The sequence below is a fragment of the Streptomyces canus genome, from assembly GCF_030815415.1.
In the GTDB taxonomy this organism is placed as follows: domain Bacteria; phylum Actinomycetota; class Actinomycetes; order Streptomycetales; family Streptomycetaceae; genus Streptomyces; species Streptomyces canus_F.
Genome location: NZ_JAUSWW010000001.1, coordinates 2434599 through 2451371, shown reverse-complemented (window position 1 = coordinate 2451371; position 16773 = coordinate 2434599). Strand labels below are relative to the sequence as shown.

Here is a 16773-nt window from a genome sequence, read left to right as displayed (position 1 = left end):
CGTTCAACAGGGGTGCAGACCCTGCCCAGTGGCGATACCGACCGTGCACAGGGGCCCCGGGGGCTGCCGTGACACCGGCGGTACGGGCTCGTTGACACCGGGCAGTGGCGCGCCACCTCGCGAAGGGGAACGGCCCGCTCGGGGCCGGACCGTTCGAGCCCGGCGCGGCTGAGCGTTCAGGGGTCGGCCCGCTCCACCTGTCCGATCTTCTGAGAGGCTCATGTGCAGGCAGTAACGACGCGCCACCGGCCACGGCTGCGGATCAGCGGAGTCAGCAAGGCGTACGGCAACAAGCAGGTCCTGCGCGACGTCGACCTCGATGTGCCCGCCGGGACGCTGGTAGGAGTCGTCGGTGAGAACGGGGCGGGCAAGAGCACTCTGCTGCAGATCGCCGTAGGGCACCTCGCACCCGACCGCGGAACGGTGACCCGGACCGGCGCCGTGGGGTACTGCCCGCAACGGGCGGTACTGAACGAGGCGTTCACCGTGGGCCAGCATCTGCGGCTGTTCCAGATGGCCTATCGGTTGCCGACGCTGGAGCGCGCCCACGAGCTGATGGAGCTGCTGGCGCTGACCGGCTGCCGCCGACAGCAGGTGGGCGAGCTCAGTGGCGGAACGCGACAGAAGCTGAACCTGCTGGTCGCCCTCATGCACGATCCGCAGTTGCTGGTCCTGGACGAGCCCTACCAGGGCTTCGACTGGGACACCCATCAGCGGTTCTGGACCCTGGCCGCCGCACTGCGTGATCAGGGCCGGTCGATCATCGTGGTGGCACACCTGCTGTACGACCTGCACCACTTCGACGCGATCGCTCATCTGCGCGATGGGTGCCTGCACTTCGAGAAGACCGACCGTTGAGGCTCTCGTGGCAGGCATTCACCGAGCTGCTGCGCTGCACCCTGCGGGGCCACCTGCGCAACCGGCTGGCGTTGGTTCTGGCGGTCGCGTTCATCCCGGTCTGGATCGCCGTGGCCCGCCTGTGCACCTCCGACCAGGTAGTACGCATCTGGCTGGCCGCCATCAGCGCCCCCGTCTCCGCCCCGGCCAGCCAGGTGGGCCAGGTGGCCAGCGCGCTGGGCGCGGTCACCATGGTCGCCGGGTTCATCACGTTCACGGAGACCTTTCAGTCCCGAGAGATGGACCGACGTCTGCTGCTGGCCGGCTACCCCCGGCTGCCGATACTGCTGGCGAAACTTGCCGCCGTCGCCCTCCCCGCCGCCCTGCTGGCCTTCTACACCACGATCCTGCTGTGGATCTCCCTGCCCGTACGCCACGCAGGCCCCCTGGCGCTGGCCCTTGCAGGCGCCGGCCTCGCCTACGGCGGCATCGGCCTTCTGCTCGGCTCTCTGGTCCGCGGCGAGCTGGAGGGCTTCTTCCTCATCATCATGCTCAGCCTGGTCGACACCGGCCTGCAGAACCCCGTCTTCAACACCCTCATGGACGTGGCGGGCGTGTCCGCGCTTCCTCTGTACGGCGTGAATCAGCTGGCGCTGGGCTCAGCCCTCACTCCCCACATCCCCTGGTCCCACGGCCTGCTCTCCCTCACCTGGTCCGCAGCGACCGGCGCCCTGGCGCTGCTCGTCCTGCACACTCACCGCCCTTCCCGCTCCCCGTGGTTCCACAGGAAGCGAGTCCAGGCAGGGTGATCAATCAAGGAGTCCGGCGCGCAGGGGAGTCGGCCGACGTGACGCCTGCGGACCGTCGCCCTTGTCTGTCCGACAGGAGTGCGGTGGGCGCATACCGTGCGTTCGGCCCCGTCGTGAAGGAGAACCCGACGTCAACGCCGCGGCCGGCGCCGTACAGGAGCAGGGGCGGTCAGGCGTTCAGAGCCTGCTCGAGGGTGGGGTGGCAGGGGATGAAGGTGTCGACGCCGACCATCTGCAGCAGACGTAGGACGGACTCCTGGGCGCCGGCGATGCGCAGCCACCCCTGAGCCTGGCTCACTCTCCGGTGGGCGGTGATGAGGACGTTGATCCCGCTGGAGTCCATGAAGGTCACACCGCTGAGATCCGCCACGATCCGCAGGGGCGGCGGCATGCCGTCCTCGGAGGTCAGCGCCTGGCTGAGGGTGTCCTTGACGTCGTGGTCGATCTCGCCGTGCACGGTCACGACGAGGACGCCGTCGACCACTTCGGGCCTGACGGAGAACCGGCCTGGCCGGTCTTCCTTCTGGATGTCGCTCACCGTCTCCTCGACTGCGCCTGGGCTGGTCCGGGCAGGGCGTGCGCGGATGATTCTGCCCCACCGTTCTGGCTGGATGCATTCGGGCGGCTGCCGAACAACGTGTGTCTGCCATGTACGCAGGGAGGGTGGGTACTCGCGCACTCATGTATGGGGAATGAGGGCGAGGCCAGTGGGATCCGATGCCGACGGTGACGACTGCAGGGCCACGAGTGGATGCCTGATGCGCGCCGGCTACGCCCTGAGTGGGTACGACGGCTGCATCGCCGAAGCCCGCCACCACGCCGTCGCCTTCCTCGAGAAGGCCGAGACCGACCGTCACCTGCCCGTGCCCGCGCGCGCGAGGGACCTCACCCAGCTGGTGGTCAGCGAGTTGGTCACCAACGCCCGCAAGTACGCTCCCGGCCCTGTCCTGCTGGAACTGCGCATCAGCGCCTGCGCCGTGGACGTCGTCGTGTGGGACAGCGACCCCTCCGTTCCCGCTGCCCGGGCCGCTGATCCCGACCGGATCGGCCAGCACGGCCTGGAGATTGTCGAGGCCGTCACCGAAGCCCTGTTCACCGAGCAGGAGCCGGTCGGTAAGCGCATCACGGCCCGCATCGCCCTGTCCGACGCCTCCAGCAGCGATATCGCCCGCCGTTGAGTCAAGAAGCCCGGTCGGATGCCCCGAGCGGCGGATAAGAAACAAATAAACGTTCGACGTGTACGGAGATCAAGCCCGGGCACACGGCGGGACGGAGGTTGATAACCATGGTTCCCCTGATAGTGGTTCTGCTGCTCGCCCTGCTCCTCTTCGGCGCCGGGTTCGCCCTCAAGGCCCTGTGGTGGATCGCCGTGATCGTCCTGGTGATCTGGCTGATCGGCTTCTTTGCCCGCTCCACCGGGGCAGGTGGAAAGCGTGGCCGCTGGTATCGCTGGTAAGCGGCGTTGACCGGACACCAGATGTGAGTGGGGGCGCACTGATCGCCGGTGCGCCCCCACCGCCATGTCCGGGTATCTCTCACGCTCTGCACACACGGCTGGTTGTCTCGCCGGTCTCCGCGCGGGTACGCGTCCGGTCAGGTCCGGGGCCGATACCTGTGCCGGCAAGGGAACTCTGGCACCTCCAGCAGGAACCGGCCTCGGGCCGCAGCCTTTATCTCACCGTAGAGTTCAAAGAAATCTGTTCTGGCTGGAGTAGACATTCGGTGGTGGATCTGGCTATGGTTTCTCTCGTAACCCAGAGGGACAGCAGGGCCCGGCAGACACGAACTGCCAGGCAGCAGTACGTAGTTGCAGTGCGCAGGGCGGTGCGGTGGTGGAGTTCCGAAGCCAGGGTTTTTGCAGGACGGTGACGGGGCTGACGACCGGACCGGGTGGCCCGCAGTGATCAGGGGCCGCCGTGAGCAGTACCCAGCAGTGAAGTCAGTGAGCAGCACCTCGGTGAAGGCGTCGGCTGCGGGCGCGCGCACCGGGAGGTTCGGCAGTGGGGTTCCAAGCCAGAGCAGACGCAGGACAGGCGAACGGGGCTGGCTGCCGAAGCGCGGCGCTGTCACAGGCCGCTGAGCAGGTCGCATCACCCAGTAGTACGCAGTCCCCTGAGTAAGTGATTGATCCCAGAGGGAAAGAACGGAGGAATTGGTCGCCATCAGGATCGCCCGGACGGCTTGTGAGTCCGGGTACCGCAGGACATCGATAGTGAGGTGGTCTCCGGTCAGGCAACCGCGATCCCAGCATTCCCGGCAGCAGGTCGGCCGGGTGTGCGGTGACAGAAGGCCGGCGCAGCAACAGGGCCGGCAGATGGTGTAGCAGTTCCTTCGGGCCCTGGCGCCGTACGGCGCCAGGGCCCTCCACGTGGTCCAGAGAGGTCAGATGACAGCAGACGACTCCTACCGCCGTCTCGACGATGACGACTACCCCGCCTACACCATGGGCCGGGCGGCCGACATGCTCGGCACCACCCAGGGCTTCCTGCGCGCCATCGGAGACGCCCGCCTCATCACCCCGCTGCGCTCCGCGGGCGGACACCGCCGCTACTCCCGCTACCAGCTGCGCATCGCCGCACGCGCCCGCGAACTTGTCGACCAGGGAACCCCCATCGAGGCCGCCTGCCGCATCATCATCCTCGAAGACCAGCTCGAAGAAGCCCAGCGCATCAACGCCGAATACCGCCGCACCGCACCCCGGCACCCGGCCAACACCTGACCCGCACTCCACGGCGACAGCACCAGACCGCACTCTCCCGCCCACATCAGGAATATGAGCGCATGATCGCCGACGATGCCCAGCCGCCGGTACACGGACGGGACTTCGACTCCCGCCCCGACACCCCGCCCGACACCCTGCCCACCCCCGCGCCTGCCGACGCGACCGACCGGCCGGCCGCCGGTCAGAGCGCCAGTCGGCTGGAAGGCGGGGTGGAGCGGGCGGCGGCTGCGCTGAAGCCGCGGATGCGCGGCTGGCTGCACGCCGGCGTGTTCCCCCTGGCGTTGGCCGGGGGCATCGTCCTGATCGCCGTTTCGCGCACCGGCGCGTCAGTGGCGGCCTGCTCGGTGTACGCGCTGTCGGCCTGTCTGCTGTTCGGTACCAGCGCGGTCTACCACCGCGGCACGTGGGGCCCGCGCGGGGAGGCGGTGCTACGGCGGCTGGACCACGCCAACATCTTCCTGATCATCGCCGGCACCTACACCCCGCTGGCGGTACTGCTGCTGCCCGGGAGCCGGCGGCTGGTGCTGTTGAGCGTGGTGTGGGCGGGCGCCCTGGCCGGCATCGCCTTCCGCATCCTGTGGATCGGGGCTCCCCGCTGGCTGTACACCCCGTGCTACATCGCGCTGGGCTGGGTGGCCGTCTTCAACCTCCCCGACTTCGCCCGCACCGGCGGCACCGCCGTCGTCGTACTCGTCACCGCCGGCGGGCTGCTCTACACCGCGGGCGCCGTCGTCTACGGACTCAAGCGCCCGGACCCCTCACCGGCCTGGTTCGGCTTCCACGAGGTCTTCCATACCCTGACCATCGCCGCCTTCACCGCCCACTACACCGCCATCCTCCTCGCAGCCACATGACGGTGTCACGCAGCGGGCAGACGCCGGGTCCGATGGTGCAATGTGACTGTCCGGGCAGGAGTTCGGCACCTGGCCGACTGTGCACGACCCCGTCCGGCAGCGGCGCGACGTCGGCGTTGTCGTGGGCCGTTCCACTCGGCACATCGGTGGCGGACTCCTTGGAGTGCGTGGCGATCCTCGAACCGGTCGCCAAGGGTTCCTGACAGCCGCCGGCTCCTCCGTACGACCGGGGACGCCGTGCGCTTTGTCGTCTCTTGGGGCGGGGGACGCGCATGGAGTGCGGTCTCCAGGCAATGTGCCAGGAGTGACACGCGTCGGAATCACCGTCCTGACCTGGGTGGTCGCCATCGCGGCGGCCGTGGTCTCGTTCGAGGTCTCGCCCTACTGGCTGTTCGCCGCCCTCCCGCTCGCGCTCCTGGCGCTGCTGGGTTCCTGGGACCTGCTGCAGCCCCGGCACTCGGTGCTGCGCAACTATCCGGTCCTGGGGCATGCCCGTTACCTCCTGGAACGGATTCGTCCAGAACTTCAGCAGTACTTCATCGAGCGGAACTACGACGGGCGCCCCTTCGACCGGGATGTGCGCAGCATCGTCTACGAGCGGGCGAAGGGCACCGACGCCGAAGAGCCGTTCGGCACCGAGCGGGACGTGTACCAGCCCGGCCACGAGTTCCTCGTCCCCTCCATGGCGCCTCGCGCGGTGCCGCAGACCCCACCGCGGGTGCGCATCGGTGGTCCCGACTGTGCCCGCCCCTACGACATGGCGCTGCTGAATGTGTCGGCGATGAGCTTCGGCTCGCTGTCGGCCAACGCGATCCTCGCGCTGAACGGGGGCGCAGCGGCCGGAGGTTTCGCCCATGACACCGGTGAGGGCGGCCTGTCGGACTACCACCTGCGTCCGGGGGGCGACCTCGTCTGGGAGATCGGCACCGGGTACTTCGGCTGTCGCACCGAGAGGGGCGATTTCGACGCGGCCGAGTTCGCGGACAAGGCCGCGCACGAGCACGTCAAGTGCGTGTCCCTGAAGCTCTCGCAGGGAGCCAAGCCCGGGATCGGGGGAGTGCTGCCGGGTGCCAAGGTCAACGCGGAGATCGCCCGGGTACGAGACGTGCCGGAAGGGCGGACGGTCGTCTCACCGCCGTACCACCGTGTCTTCTCCACCCCGCGCGAACTCGTCCGTTTCATCGCCCGCATGCGTGAGTTGTCCGGCGGGAAGCCTGCGGGCTTCAAGCTCTGTGTGGGCTCGCGCCGGCAGTTCCTCGCCGTGTGCAAGGCCATGCTGGAGGAGGGAACGGCACCCGACTTCATCGTGGTCGACGGAGCCGAGGGCGGGACCGGTGCCGCGCCGCTGGAGTTCGCGGACCATGTGGGTGCCCCGCTCACCGAGGGGCTGCTCACGGTGCACAACGCCCTCGTCGGCGCGGGGCTGCGCGACCGGGTCAGGATCGGTGCGAGCGGCAAGATCGCCACCGGTGCCGATCTGGTCAAACGCATGGTGCAGGGAGCCGACTACGGCAACGCGGCACGGGCGATGATGTTCGCCGTCGGCTGCATCCAGGCTCAGCGGTGCCACACCAACACCTGCCCCACCGGTGTCACGACCCAGGACCCGCGCCGGGCCCGCGCCCTCGACGTCGGGGACAAGACGCCGCGCGTCCGGCGCTTCCAGGAGGCGACCGTGGCCGGCGCGCTGCAGATCATGGCGTCCATGGGGGTCACCGATCCCGCGGAGCTGCGTCCGCACATGCTCCATCGGCGCGTCGACCCCTGCACCGAACGTTCCTACGCGGAGCTGTACGAGTGGCTGGCGCCAGGGCAGTTGCTCGCCGAGCCGCCCGCCTCGTGGGCGGCCGACTGGCAGGCCGCCGACCCCGACCGTTTCACCGTGTGACCTGGAGGATCAAAGTGGCCCGTACCGTCGCCCGAGTCATCGTGGACGCCTTGGGCGAACTCGGCGTACGCCAGGTCTTCGGCGTCGTGGGAGACGCCCTCAACCCCGTCACGGACGCCATCCGCACCACGGAGAGTCTCGAATGGGTGGGGTGCCGGCACGAGGAGGCGGCGGCGTTCGCGTGCTCGACAATCCCGACTTCGGACCCCGCCGAACTCGAGGACAGCGTACGCCGGGCGTTCCGCACCGAGGGCCCGGTCCTTCTCGACGTCCTCACCAACCCCGACGAGATCGCCGTTCCCGCAAAGCCGACGGTCGAGCAGGGGTGGGGCTACGCGGTGGCCAAGATGAAGGAGGTCGTGCGCAGCCACGGAGAGGGGAGCGGGCACTGAAACTTTCCCGGAGTTCGCGGTGTGCGCGTCGGCAGCCGGGGTAAGCGCGTGCTGGCCGGACCAGGGGTCCGGCCGGCACGCGACGGATCGGCAGGGAGGGGTGCAGCATGACGACGACCACCGTGCGTACCGCTGAGCAGACCGTGGACATTCCGGAGATCGCGGAGCCCGCCAAGGTCGCGCCGAAGGACGCGCGGGAGTTGTCGAGGCTGTTCTTCGACCAGCTGGCGGTGCTGGAGGAGGGCACACCCGAGTACCAGTACGCGCGCAACACGCTGATCGAGATGAACATGTCCCTGGTCCGCTACGCTGCCGGCCGGTTCCGCAGCCGCGGTCCGGAGGAGATGGAGGACATCGTCCAGGTCGGCATGATCGGCCTGATCAAGGCGATCGACCGGTTCGAACTGACCCGCCAGGTCGAGTTCACCTCCTTCGCGATCCCCTACATCGTCGGTGAGATCAAGCGGTTCTTCCGCGACACCTCCTGGGCCGTCCACGTGCCCAGGCGTCTGCAGGAAGCCCGCGTCCAGCTCGCGCGCGCCAACGAGGAACTGCACAGCCGACTGGGCCGCACACCCACGACCGCGGAACTGTCCGAACTGATGAGCCTTCCGGAGGAGGAGGTCGTCGAGGCCCAACTGGCCTCCAACGGCTACAGGTCGGCCTCCCTGGACGCGGCGATCAGCGGCAGCGAGGCCGGCGAGGCCGCGCTGGCGGACTTCATCGGCGACGAGGACGCCGCCCTCGGACTGGTCGAGGACTTCCACACCCTGGCGCCGATGATCGCCGAACTGGACGAACGGGACCGGCAGATCATCCACTGGCGCTTCGTCGACGAACTCACCCAGGCCCAGATCGGCGAGCGCCTCGGCGTCTCCCAGATGCATGTCTCCCGTCTGATCACACGCCTCCTGGTCCGTCTGCGCGAAGGCATGCTCAGCACCCACTGACCGGCTGCGAGGGCGATCCGGTGCCGACTCGTTCCCCGGCACCGGACTTCGCCAGCTCCGCGTTGAACTGGGCGCCGACCAGAAGTGCCAGGTTGGACAGCCACAACCAGATCAGGAAGATCACGACGCCCGCCAGCGAGCCGTACAGACGGTTGTACGTTCCGACGTGCGAGGTGTACACGGCGAACCCGAGTGAGACGGCCAGCAGAAGGGCCACCGCCAAGGTGCCGCCGGGCGCCATCCGGCCGACGGGGCGGGAGCAGGCCGGGCCCGAACGGTACAGAACGAGTACCAGGGCGACGGCGACCACGGCGATGACCGGCCACCGCAGTGTGTCCCACGCGGCCTGAAATCCGGTGCCGAGATTCAGCGCGCCGCTCAGACGCCGGACGAGGCCGCCGCTGAGCAGCAGGGCGAGGGTCGACGTGAGGAGCAGGGCGAGCAGCACCAGGGCCGTGGCGACGATGCGCGGAGCGGTACGCCAGACCGGCCGGTCCGCGTCGATGCGGTGCATGGCGTACAGCGCCCGACGGAAGACGCTCAGATAGCTGCATCCCGACCACAGGGCTCCCGTCCCGGCGACGAAGATCAACGTCCACGCCGTCGACGACTGCCCGGCCATCTGCCGCAGGGTGCTGCGCAGCAGAGCGCGGGACGCGGTCGGAGTGGCCTGCACCACGCGGTCGATGACCTCCGGCTCGGAGGTGGGCATGGCCAGACCGAGAATCGAGAGAATCACCAGCAGCGACGGGAACAGGGCCAGAACCGCGTAGTAGGTCAGCGCCGCGGCCCAGTCCGTGACGTCGTCGTTCCAGACGGTCACCGGCGTCCGGCGCAACGCCGCCCACCATCGGGCCGTGCGACCGTCTGCGTCATCCATGGCAGGACTCTCTTGTCGTTCCGGGCGGAGAGGGCGGGGTCGTGGGTGTGTCGCGGTGGCCGCGCCGCCTCGTGCGTTTCACAGGAAGCGTCGGATCGGCCCGACCGCGGCTTCCCCGACGCGTCGCAGCACGGCCCGCCGTCTCCACCGACGGAGGTCGATGTCCACACTGCGCTCGAGGTCCGCCTCGTAGTCCCGGTCGAGCAAGGCGGTGAACTCCTCGTGCAGGACGGCGAGCATCACCTCTTCGTCGTGGTCCATGGACCGCCGGTTGACATCGGTGGATCCGATGAGGGAGGCCACCGAGTCCACGCACGTCCGGAGCGAAGTAGGCGGTGGCCAGTTCGTCATGGCACTCCGCCCAGTTCTGCGCGAACGCGGCCGCGATGCCGTCGACGGCCGGACCGCGCACCTGGACATGCGTGTCCCGCCACTCGGCGGGGTCGCGCGCGTCGCCGCACCATTCCTCCGCGATCCCGACGCCGCCGGTGAAGGCGGTGTCCTCGTCGACGATGAGGGCCTTGAGGTGGCAACGGTGATTCTGCTTGAACGGCGACAGCCAGGCGGGTTTGCGGAACCAGGCCACCTGCACGCCCGCGGCGCTCATGAGGTCCAGCAACCGCCGCTCGATCTCCTTGGCGCCGAAGCCGTCGAGCAGATCGCCGTTGCGCAGGGGTACGAGGTCGTTGCCTGCGGTGGCGGCAACACCGATCAGCCGCTCCAGACGCCGGCGCAGACGCTGTTTGCGCGCTGCCGTGTCAGGCACGGTGTCCTGTGCGGGAGGTGCAGGTATGCCGCCGACTGTCACGCCAACTCTCCGACCGGATCAGGAAGCGGGAACGGGCTGCTTGGCGAGCCCGAACAACCGCCTTCCCGGTCGGCGCCGCGGCACTCCAGTCCTGCGTTCGACGCTCCCGGTGTCCGCGGGGTGGTCGGCGCGGCCCCGGGCCCGCTCCGGCCCCGGGAGGCCCGCCGTATGAGGATCTCGCACCGTGCCCAGTCCGTCGCGCGCGCCATGGAGTTCGAGGCCAGCGCTCGCGCGGCGATCACTCAGAGCCAATGCCGCCGTTTGAAGATGACGTACAAACTGGTGCAAACAACCGACATCAGGACGATCGCGAAGGGGTATCCGAACACCCAGTGCAACTCCGGCATGTGGTCGAAGTTCATCCCGTAGATCGTCCCCACCAGCGTCGGAGCGAACAGGATCGCCGCCCAGCTCGAGATCTTCTTGATCTCCTCGTTCTGCTCGAACCCCGCCTCCGCCAGCGCCCGCATCTCCGCGTTCTGCTGCTGGGTGACCAGTGTCGCGTTCACCGTGAGGATCTCGGTGAGGGCCAGGCGGAAGCCGTCGACGCGTTCGCTGGTGTGGGTGACGTGGTCGGCGACGTCGCGGAGGTAGCGCTGGAGCTCGTCGTCGGTGCCGTACTTGGAGAAGCCGGCCATCAGACCGTGCAGCATGCCGACCAGGGGGCGGGTGGCGCGCTGGAACTCGACCATTTCGCGGGAGAGTTCGTAGATACGGCGGGAGACTTCCGGGTCGCCGCGGAAGACCTCCGTCTCGATCTCGTCGACGTCGTTCTGGACCCCCGACACGACCGGCAGATAGCCGTCCACCACCGCGTCCAGGATCGCGTACAGGACCGCCTCGGGACCCAGCTTCAGCAGCTCCGGCGTCTCCTCCATGCGGCGGCGCACGGCCGACAGGTCGGGTGCCGCGCCGTGTCGGACCGTGATCACGAAGTCGGGGCCGAGGAAGACATGCAGCTCGCCGAAGTCGACCTCCTCCGAGGCGTCCAGATAGCGGGCCGCGCGCAGGACGACGAAGAGCGTGTCGCCGTAGCGCTCCAGCTTGGGCCGCTGATGGGCCTCCATCGCGTCCTCGACCGACAGCGGGTGCAGGTCGAACTCGGCGGCCAGGGAGAGGAGTTCGGCCTCGGTGGGGCGGGCCAGGCCGATCCACGCCATGCCCGAGGGCTGCTCGCGCAGCTCACGGAAGGTGTCGGCGAGGGTCGCGGGGGAGGAGACCCGGACCCCGTCCCGGTACAGGGCCGCCTGGACGACGCTCGCCTGCTCGGGTTCCGCCTGTGCCGCCTCGGCCCGCCGTGTCGGCGGCTGCTCCGGCGGGGGCGGTGCGGTCAGGGCACGGCGCCAGGCGGACCTTCCCCCGCTCTTCGAGGTCGGACGGGCGCGTTGCTCGGCCATCGCGGCTGCCTCCCGGATCGAGCCGACGGCTGGGTGATCACGGGCAGGATATACGGGACATACGGCCTCGGCGTGTCCGCGGGAGGCGGGAACCGGTGAGGGTTGCGGACAGAAGGTGTCCGCAAGCCTCCGTACCGTGTTCCCCATGACGAAGACGACGGCCCCCGCGCTCGACACCCGCGCCCTCAACCGCGCGACCCTCGACCGGCAGCTGCTGCTGCGCCGCGCGGACCTGTCCGCCAAGGCCGCCGTCGAGCATCTGCTCGGCCTCCAGGCCCAGAACGTCAAACCCCCGTACTACGCGCTCGCGGCCCGCCTCGACGGCTTCGCCCCCGAGGAACTGTCCGCCCTGATGGCCGACCGCGAGGTCGCCCGCATCGTCACCATGCGCTCCACCATCCACACCCACACCGCCGAGGACACTCTCACCCTGCGCCCGCTGGTGCAGGCCGCCCGTGACCGCGAACTCACGCTGTTCCGCAAGGGGCTCCAGGGCGTCGACCTCGACCGCCTCGCCGCCATCGCCCGCGACCTCGTCGAGGCCGAGCCCCGCACCATGAAGCAGCTGCGCGAGGAGCTCCTCGCCCAGTGGCCGGACGCCGATCCGCAGGCCCTCGGGATCGCCGCGCGCTGCCGGCTCCCGCTCGTCCAGGTCACCCCGCGCGGACTGTGGGGCAGGAGGGGACAGGTCGCCCTCACCACCGCCGAGCACTGGCTGGGCCGCCCCGCCGAACCGTCCCCGGCACCGGACGCGACCGTGCTGCGCTACCTCGCAGCCTTCGGTCCCGCCTCCGTCAAGGACATGCAGACGTGGGCCGGACTGACCCGTCTGCGCGACGCCTTCGAGCGTCTGCGCCCGCGGCTGGTCACCTTCCGCGACGAGAAGGGTGTCGAACTCTTCGACCTCCCCGACGCCCCCCGCCCCGACGCCGACACCCCGGCACCGCCCTGCTTCCTGCCCGAGTTCGACAACCTCCTCCTGTCCCACGCCGACCGCACCCGCGTGATCCCGCCCGCGTACTGGGGACGCAGCTGGGTCGGAAACATGGCCTACAGCACCCTCCTCGTCGACGGCTTCCTCGCCGGAGTCTGGAAGCTGGAGGAGGACGCGCTGGTCGTCGAGCCCTTCGGCACGCTCACCAGGGCGCAGCGCGAGGAGGTCACCGAGGAAGGCGTGCGGATGCTGGCCGTCATGCACCCCGGGTCCTCGTACGACATCCGGTTCGGGACCGTCGTACGCGAGTCCCGGGGGACGCCCGGCGGACATGGATAGAGGGCGCTGCGGGCCGCTCGTGGAGGCCCGCAACGCCCCCTGGTATTTCACCTGAGGGGTGCTCAGGAGAACTTCTGGGTTATGAGTTGACCTGCGTGGTCACCAGGCTCGAGAAGGTGGTCAGCCGGGTGTAGACACCCGGGTAACCGGCCTGCGCGCAGCCCTCTCCCCATGAAGTGATCCCTGCCAGGACGCCCCCGATGAGCAGGGGACCGCCGCTGTCGCCCTGGCAGGTGTCTGTGCCGCCGGAGGTGTATCCGGCGCAAACCATGTCGGACGAGATGAAGTCCGAGCCGTAGCTGCTCGCGCAGCTGGTGTTGGAGACGATCGGCACCGTCGCGGTGCGCAGCTGGTTGGAGGAGCTGCCGTTCGACGACGTGGTGCCCCAGCCGAGGATGCGGGCCGTGGTGCCGGCCGCGTACACGCTGGTCTGGGACGAGGAGACGTACGACGCCGGGGTGTACGACATCGCCGTCGAGAGGGTGAGGACGGCCACGTCGTCACCGTTGGTGGCGTCCGTGTAGGACGGGTGGATCCAGATCTTGCTGACCCGGCTGACCGTGCCGTTCGTGCCGTTGAGGTAGGTACGGCCGCCGACGACTCTCACGCTGCTGGTGGTCTCGCCGACCATACAGTGGGCCGCGGTCACGACCTTGGTGGAGGAGACCAGGGTGCCGCCGCAGAACTGATTCTGCGAGGCGTCCGTGATCTGCATCATGAAGGGGTACGAGGTCGTCGTGGTCGTCGTACCGCCGACGATGGGCTGGGGAGCGGCGACGGCGTTGGGGGCGCCGATCAGTGCTGTCGCGGCGGCGGCAGCGGTCGCCGCGAGGAGCGCGGCGGTCTTCTTTGCGCGGTTGAGCCCGAACATGAGTCTCCTCAGTGGGGGGTTGCCGGTGGGGATCGCGCGGGTGTGGGGGGTGAAGCACGGGGGTCGCGGGACCGACCCCCGTATGCCCGGGCGAGCGGCACGTTCATAACCTAGAACTCGGAAGTTCCCTTTCCCAATGAGGGAACCCCCTAGGGGAGTTGGACAGGGAAAACCCTCGATGGGAGCACGGCAAACCCCGCGCGGGCCAGGAGGGCCCGCGGCCCGTCACTCGGTACGGCGGCCCGCCGCCAGTCGGACGATGTCCACCCGTGACCGGATCCCCAGCTTGCGGTAGACCCGGGTCAGGGTCGCCTCGACCGTCTTGACGCTGATGAACAGCCGGGCGGCTATCTCCCGGTTGGTCGCGCCCTCCATGACGAGCGCGGCGACCTGACGCTCCATCGAGGCGAGGCCCTCCAGGGCGTCCGCCGTCGGTACGGGGGCGGGCTGCTCCGGCGCGACCACCGGCCGGGCGGTCGCCGCGTCCACCTGGCGCAGCCAGGGCAGCGCCCGGCAGCGGCGGAACAGCCGCGCCGCCTCGTCGTACGACGTCGGTCTGGGCAGCCTGGTGCGCAGCTGGACCACCGCGAAGGCGGTACGGGCCTCCTCCAGGCCGTAGCCCAGCTTGGCCAGCCGGTCCTGCACCGACGTCAGCCGGGCCAGCGCGGCCTCGTGTTCGCCGCGCGCGGCCCGCACCAGGGCCTCCGCGCGGTCCACCACCGCGAGCACGCTCTCGCGGCCGAGCCGCAGCGCCTGCTCGCGGGTCACGTCGACGACGTCCTGCGCCTCGCGCAGCTCGCCGATCCGGACGAGGGCCTCGGCGAGGTCGCCCTGCCAGCGGCCGCGTGCCGGGTCGGTGATGCCGAGACCGTCCTCCAGCTCCCGCACCCGGCGCAGCGAGCGAACCGTTCCTTCGGCGTCCCCGGCCACCAGTTGGGCGTAGCCGAGGGCGGCGAGGCCGCGGGAGACGTACATCTGGTCGCCGTCCCGCTCGGCATGCTCGACCGCCTCCCGGGCCAGCTCCAGCGCCCGCTCCACGTCGCCGCCGGAGGCCTCGCAGAGTGAGGTGAGCACGGCGGAGGCCACCTCGCCGATGCCGGTGTCCCGGGCCAGCATGAGGCTCTCCCGGGCGAGGTCGAGGGCGCGTCCGCAGTGCCCGGAGCGCAGTTCGGTCTCGGCGACCCCGCGCAGGAAGTGCACCTCGCTCTCGACGGACCCGCGGCGCTGCACCTCGCGCAGCAGCGCGGTGACCGTCGCGCGCGCCTCGGACAGCTGGTCGCTCATGATCAGCCAGCGGAACCGCGAGTAGCCGGCCCCGTTGTGATGGCACGCCACCCTCGGGTCCTGGGGTTCCGTCAGCGCGCGTTTGATGGTCGCGGGGGCGTCCGGATGGCCCATCAGGGTCTCGATCTGGGCCTGGAAGGCGAGCGCCATCAGCTCGTTGTAGCGGTCGTCGGCCCGCGCGGCCAGCGCCGCCGAGTGCGCGGCCTCCTCGCGGGCCTGGTCGAAGTCGCCGTCCACGAGCAGGGCCCGCCAGGTCAGCTGGTAGTGGATCAGGGCGAGCAGCTTGGGGTCCTCGCCGGCGTCGGCGAGGGCCTGCGGGAAGACCGAGTCGACCTCCGTCATGGCGTGGCCCGCCGTGTCGATCACGATGATCCAGGCGCGTACCCGGTCCGCGGGCACGGTCGCCCGGGTGAGCACGTCGCGGGCGATGTCCCGGGCGAGGTCCAGCTCGCCCGCGGTGATCGCGTCCTCGGCGGCCTGGAGCCGGCGCGCGTCCGGGTCCGGGGTGCCGTCGGCCGGGGTGTGCCGGGCGGCGAGCAGTCCGAGGGAGGCGGCGACCGAAGGGGCCCCGCGGTCCCGGGCGAGGGCGGCGGCCTCGGCGAGGCTGTTGGCGGTCCTGGGGTCGGTGCCGGTGGTGGCCAGGGCGAGGTGCCGGGCCCGTTCGATCGGGTCGGAGGCCGCCTCGGACAGCGCGGCGTGCGCGGCCCGCCGTTCGTGCGCGGGTGCCTCCGCGTACAGCGCGGCCGAGATCAGCGGATGCGCGAACCGTACGGCGGGCCCCTCGGGTTCGGTGGCCAGCAGTCCGAGCGCCGCGGCCTGGGCGGTCTCGGCCTCCGCGTTCTCACGGCCGGCCGCGCGCAGCAGGGCGGGAGTGGGGCGGGCGCCGGCGCTGGCGACGAGGAGGGTGCGGCGGGCTTCGTCGGAGAGCATCTCCAGCCGGTTCAGGACGAGGGTGCGCAGCGAGGTGGGCACGGGCAGCGGCTCGCCCGGGCGGGGTGGGGTGGGGTTCTCGCTGAGGGCGCGGCCGAGTTCCAGGGCGAAGAGCGGGTTGCCGCCGCTGGTGCGGTGGATGTCCCGGACCGTGGAGCGGGGCAGGCCGGTGTAGCCGCGGTGGCCGAGCAGTTCGGAGACCTGGGTGCGGGTGAGCGGGTTGACGCGCAGGGCGAGGGTGTCCGGCGGGGACGCGCGTAGATGACGGTCGTACTCCTGGCCCTCGGTGCGTACCGCGCACAGCATGCGCACAGGTGTCTCACCGAGTCGGCGGGCGGCGAAGCCGAGGAGCTCGGCGCTGGCCGAGTCCAGCCACTGCACGTCGTCGGCGACGATCAGCACGGGCCCCTCGGCGGCGAGCGCGCGCAGCGCCGACAGCACCGCGAGGCGCAGGGCGAGGCCGTCGCGTTGCAGGGTGGACTCGCCGCGGCCGGTGAGCGCCGACTCCAGGGCGGTGAGCTGGGCCGCGGGCAGTTTGCCGGACACCTCGTCGAGGACCAGACCGAGCAGATCGGCGAGGGCGAGGAAGGGGAGGTGGGATTCGGACTCGGTGGCCGAGCAGCGCAGGACGGTGCGGGCCGCGCCGCCGTTTTCCGCGGCCAATGCCCGCAGGACGGTCGACTTTCCTATTCCGGCGGGGCCGTGCAGGAGCACGCTGCCGCCCCGGGTGAGCTGCTCACGGGCCTGGCCGAACATCTCGTCCCGGCCGATGACCAGGTCAGGGCGGCATCTGGCAGGCTCCTTGAAGTCCCGTCGCACGGTCACCGCTCCCCTCGTGTGTCGTGTCCGGGCCAAATTCTAGGCAAGGTCTCTTTGAA

The 16773-nt window shown here is 70.2% G+C and carries 15 protein-coding genes and 1 pseudogene; 10 read left to right on the top strand and 6 right to left on the bottom strand.

Going from position 1 to position 16773, the window contains the following annotated elements; translation table 11 throughout:
* The first annotated feature begins 222 nt into the window (after positions 1-222).
* Together QF037_RS11455 and QF037_RS11450 are read left to right on the top strand one after the other, a co-directional pair.
* Complete coding sequence (locus tag QF037_RS11455; protein WP_307024235.1) at positions 223-858, top strand: ABC transporter ATP-binding protein; 636 nt, start codon at positions 223-225, stop codon at positions 856-858.
* Positions 855-1646, top strand: coding sequence for a hypothetical protein (locus tag QF037_RS11450; RefSeq protein WP_307024233.1), 792 nt, complete (start codon positions 855-857; stop codon positions 1644-1646). The genes QF037_RS11455 and QF037_RS11450 overlap by 4 nt, the downstream gene beginning before the upstream one ends.
* Positions 1647-1815: 169 nt before the next feature.
* Here the strand turns inward: QF037_RS11450 and QF037_RS11445 are convergent, their stop codons facing one another.
* On the bottom strand, positions 1816-2184 hold the full coding sequence (locus QF037_RS11445) for an STAS domain-containing protein (RefSeq protein WP_307024231.1): 369 nt from the start codon (positions 2182-2184) through the stop codon (positions 1816-1818).
* 220 nt (positions 2185-2404) lie between these two features.
* Between QF037_RS11445 and QF037_RS11440 the strand changes: the two genes are divergently transcribed.
* The 7 genes from QF037_RS11440 to QF037_RS11410 all read left to right on the top strand — a co-directional run bounded on the left by QF037_RS11440 (position 2405) and on the right by QF037_RS11410 (position 8452).
* Entirely contained in the window at positions 2405-2824 is a 420-nt protein-coding gene (locus tag QF037_RS11440) for an ATP-binding protein (RefSeq protein ID WP_307024229.1), read from the top strand.
* Between the two features lie 107 nt (positions 2825-2931).
* Positions 2932-3102 (top strand): DUF5670 family protein, encoded by a 171-nt coding sequence (locus tag QF037_RS11435; RefSeq protein ID WP_307024228.1) that lies wholly within the window; start codon positions 2932-2934, stop codon positions 3100-3102.
* A 930-nt stretch (positions 3103-4032) separates the two neighbouring features.
* Complete coding sequence (locus tag QF037_RS11430) at positions 4033-4365, top strand: MerR family transcriptional regulator (protein ID WP_307021770.1); 333 nt, start codon at positions 4033-4035, stop codon at positions 4363-4365.
* A 62-nt stretch (positions 4366-4427) separates the two neighbouring features.
* Complete coding sequence (trhA, locus tag QF037_RS11425; protein WP_307024227.1) at positions 4428-5222, top strand: PAQR family membrane homeostasis protein TrhA; 795 nt, start codon at positions 4428-4430, stop codon at positions 5220-5222.
* A gap of 358 nt (positions 5223-5580) precedes the next feature.
* A complete protein-coding gene (locus tag QF037_RS11420) occupies positions 5581-7110 on the top strand; it encodes an FMN-binding glutamate synthase family protein (RefSeq protein WP_373463951.1) in 1530 nt (509 codons plus the stop codon).
* 14 nt (positions 7111-7124) lie between these two features.
* A complete protein-coding gene (locus tag QF037_RS51445; RefSeq protein WP_307024223.1) occupies positions 7125-7502 on the top strand; it encodes a thiamine pyrophosphate-binding protein in 378 nt (125 codons plus the stop codon).
* 107 nt (positions 7503-7609) lie between these two features.
* Positions 7610-8452 (top strand): RNA polymerase sigma factor SigF, encoded by an 843-nt coding sequence (locus tag QF037_RS11410; protein ID WP_307024221.1) that lies wholly within the window; start codon positions 7610-7612, stop codon positions 8450-8452.
* Here QF037_RS11410 and QF037_RS11405 read toward each other — a convergent pair.
* The 3 genes and pseudogenes from QF037_RS11405 to QF037_RS11395 form a co-directional block, all read right to left on the bottom strand.
* Positions 8439-9332: a YihY/virulence factor BrkB family protein gene (locus QF037_RS11405; protein ID WP_307024220.1), complete on the bottom strand. Its 894-nt coding sequence runs from the start codon at positions 9330-9332 to the stop codon at positions 8439-8441. The two genes, QF037_RS11410 and QF037_RS11405, sit on opposite strands and share 14 nt — an antisense overlap.
* 78 nt (positions 9333-9410) lie before the next feature.
* Positions 9411-10140: pseudogene (locus QF037_RS11400) on the bottom strand (hypothetical protein).
* 242 nt (positions 10141-10382) lie between these two features.
* On the bottom strand, positions 10383-11537 hold the full coding sequence (locus QF037_RS11395; RefSeq protein ID WP_307024219.1) for a magnesium and cobalt transport protein CorA: 1155 nt from the start codon (positions 11535-11537) through the stop codon (positions 10383-10385).
* 145 nt (positions 11538-11682) lie between these two features.
* Between QF037_RS11395 and QF037_RS11390 the strand changes: the two genes are divergently transcribed.
* On the top strand, positions 11683-12810 hold the full coding sequence (locus QF037_RS11390; protein ID WP_307024217.1) for a winged helix DNA-binding domain-containing protein: 1128 nt from the start codon (positions 11683-11685) through the stop codon (positions 12808-12810).
* A gap of 79 nt (positions 12811-12889) precedes the next feature.
* Here QF037_RS11390 and QF037_RS11385 read toward each other — a convergent pair whose 3' ends face one another.
* Together QF037_RS11385 and QF037_RS11380 are read right to left on the bottom strand one after the other, a co-directional pair.
* On the bottom strand, positions 12890-13681 hold the full coding sequence (locus QF037_RS11385) for a S1 family peptidase (RefSeq protein WP_307024215.1): 792 nt from the start codon (positions 13679-13681) through the stop codon (positions 12890-12892).
* 225 nt (positions 13682-13906) lie between these two features.
* A complete protein-coding gene (locus QF037_RS11380; protein ID WP_307024213.1) occupies positions 13907-16720 on the bottom strand; it encodes a helix-turn-helix transcriptional regulator in 2814 nt (937 codons plus the stop codon).
* Positions 16721-16773: the final 53 nt, after the last annotated feature.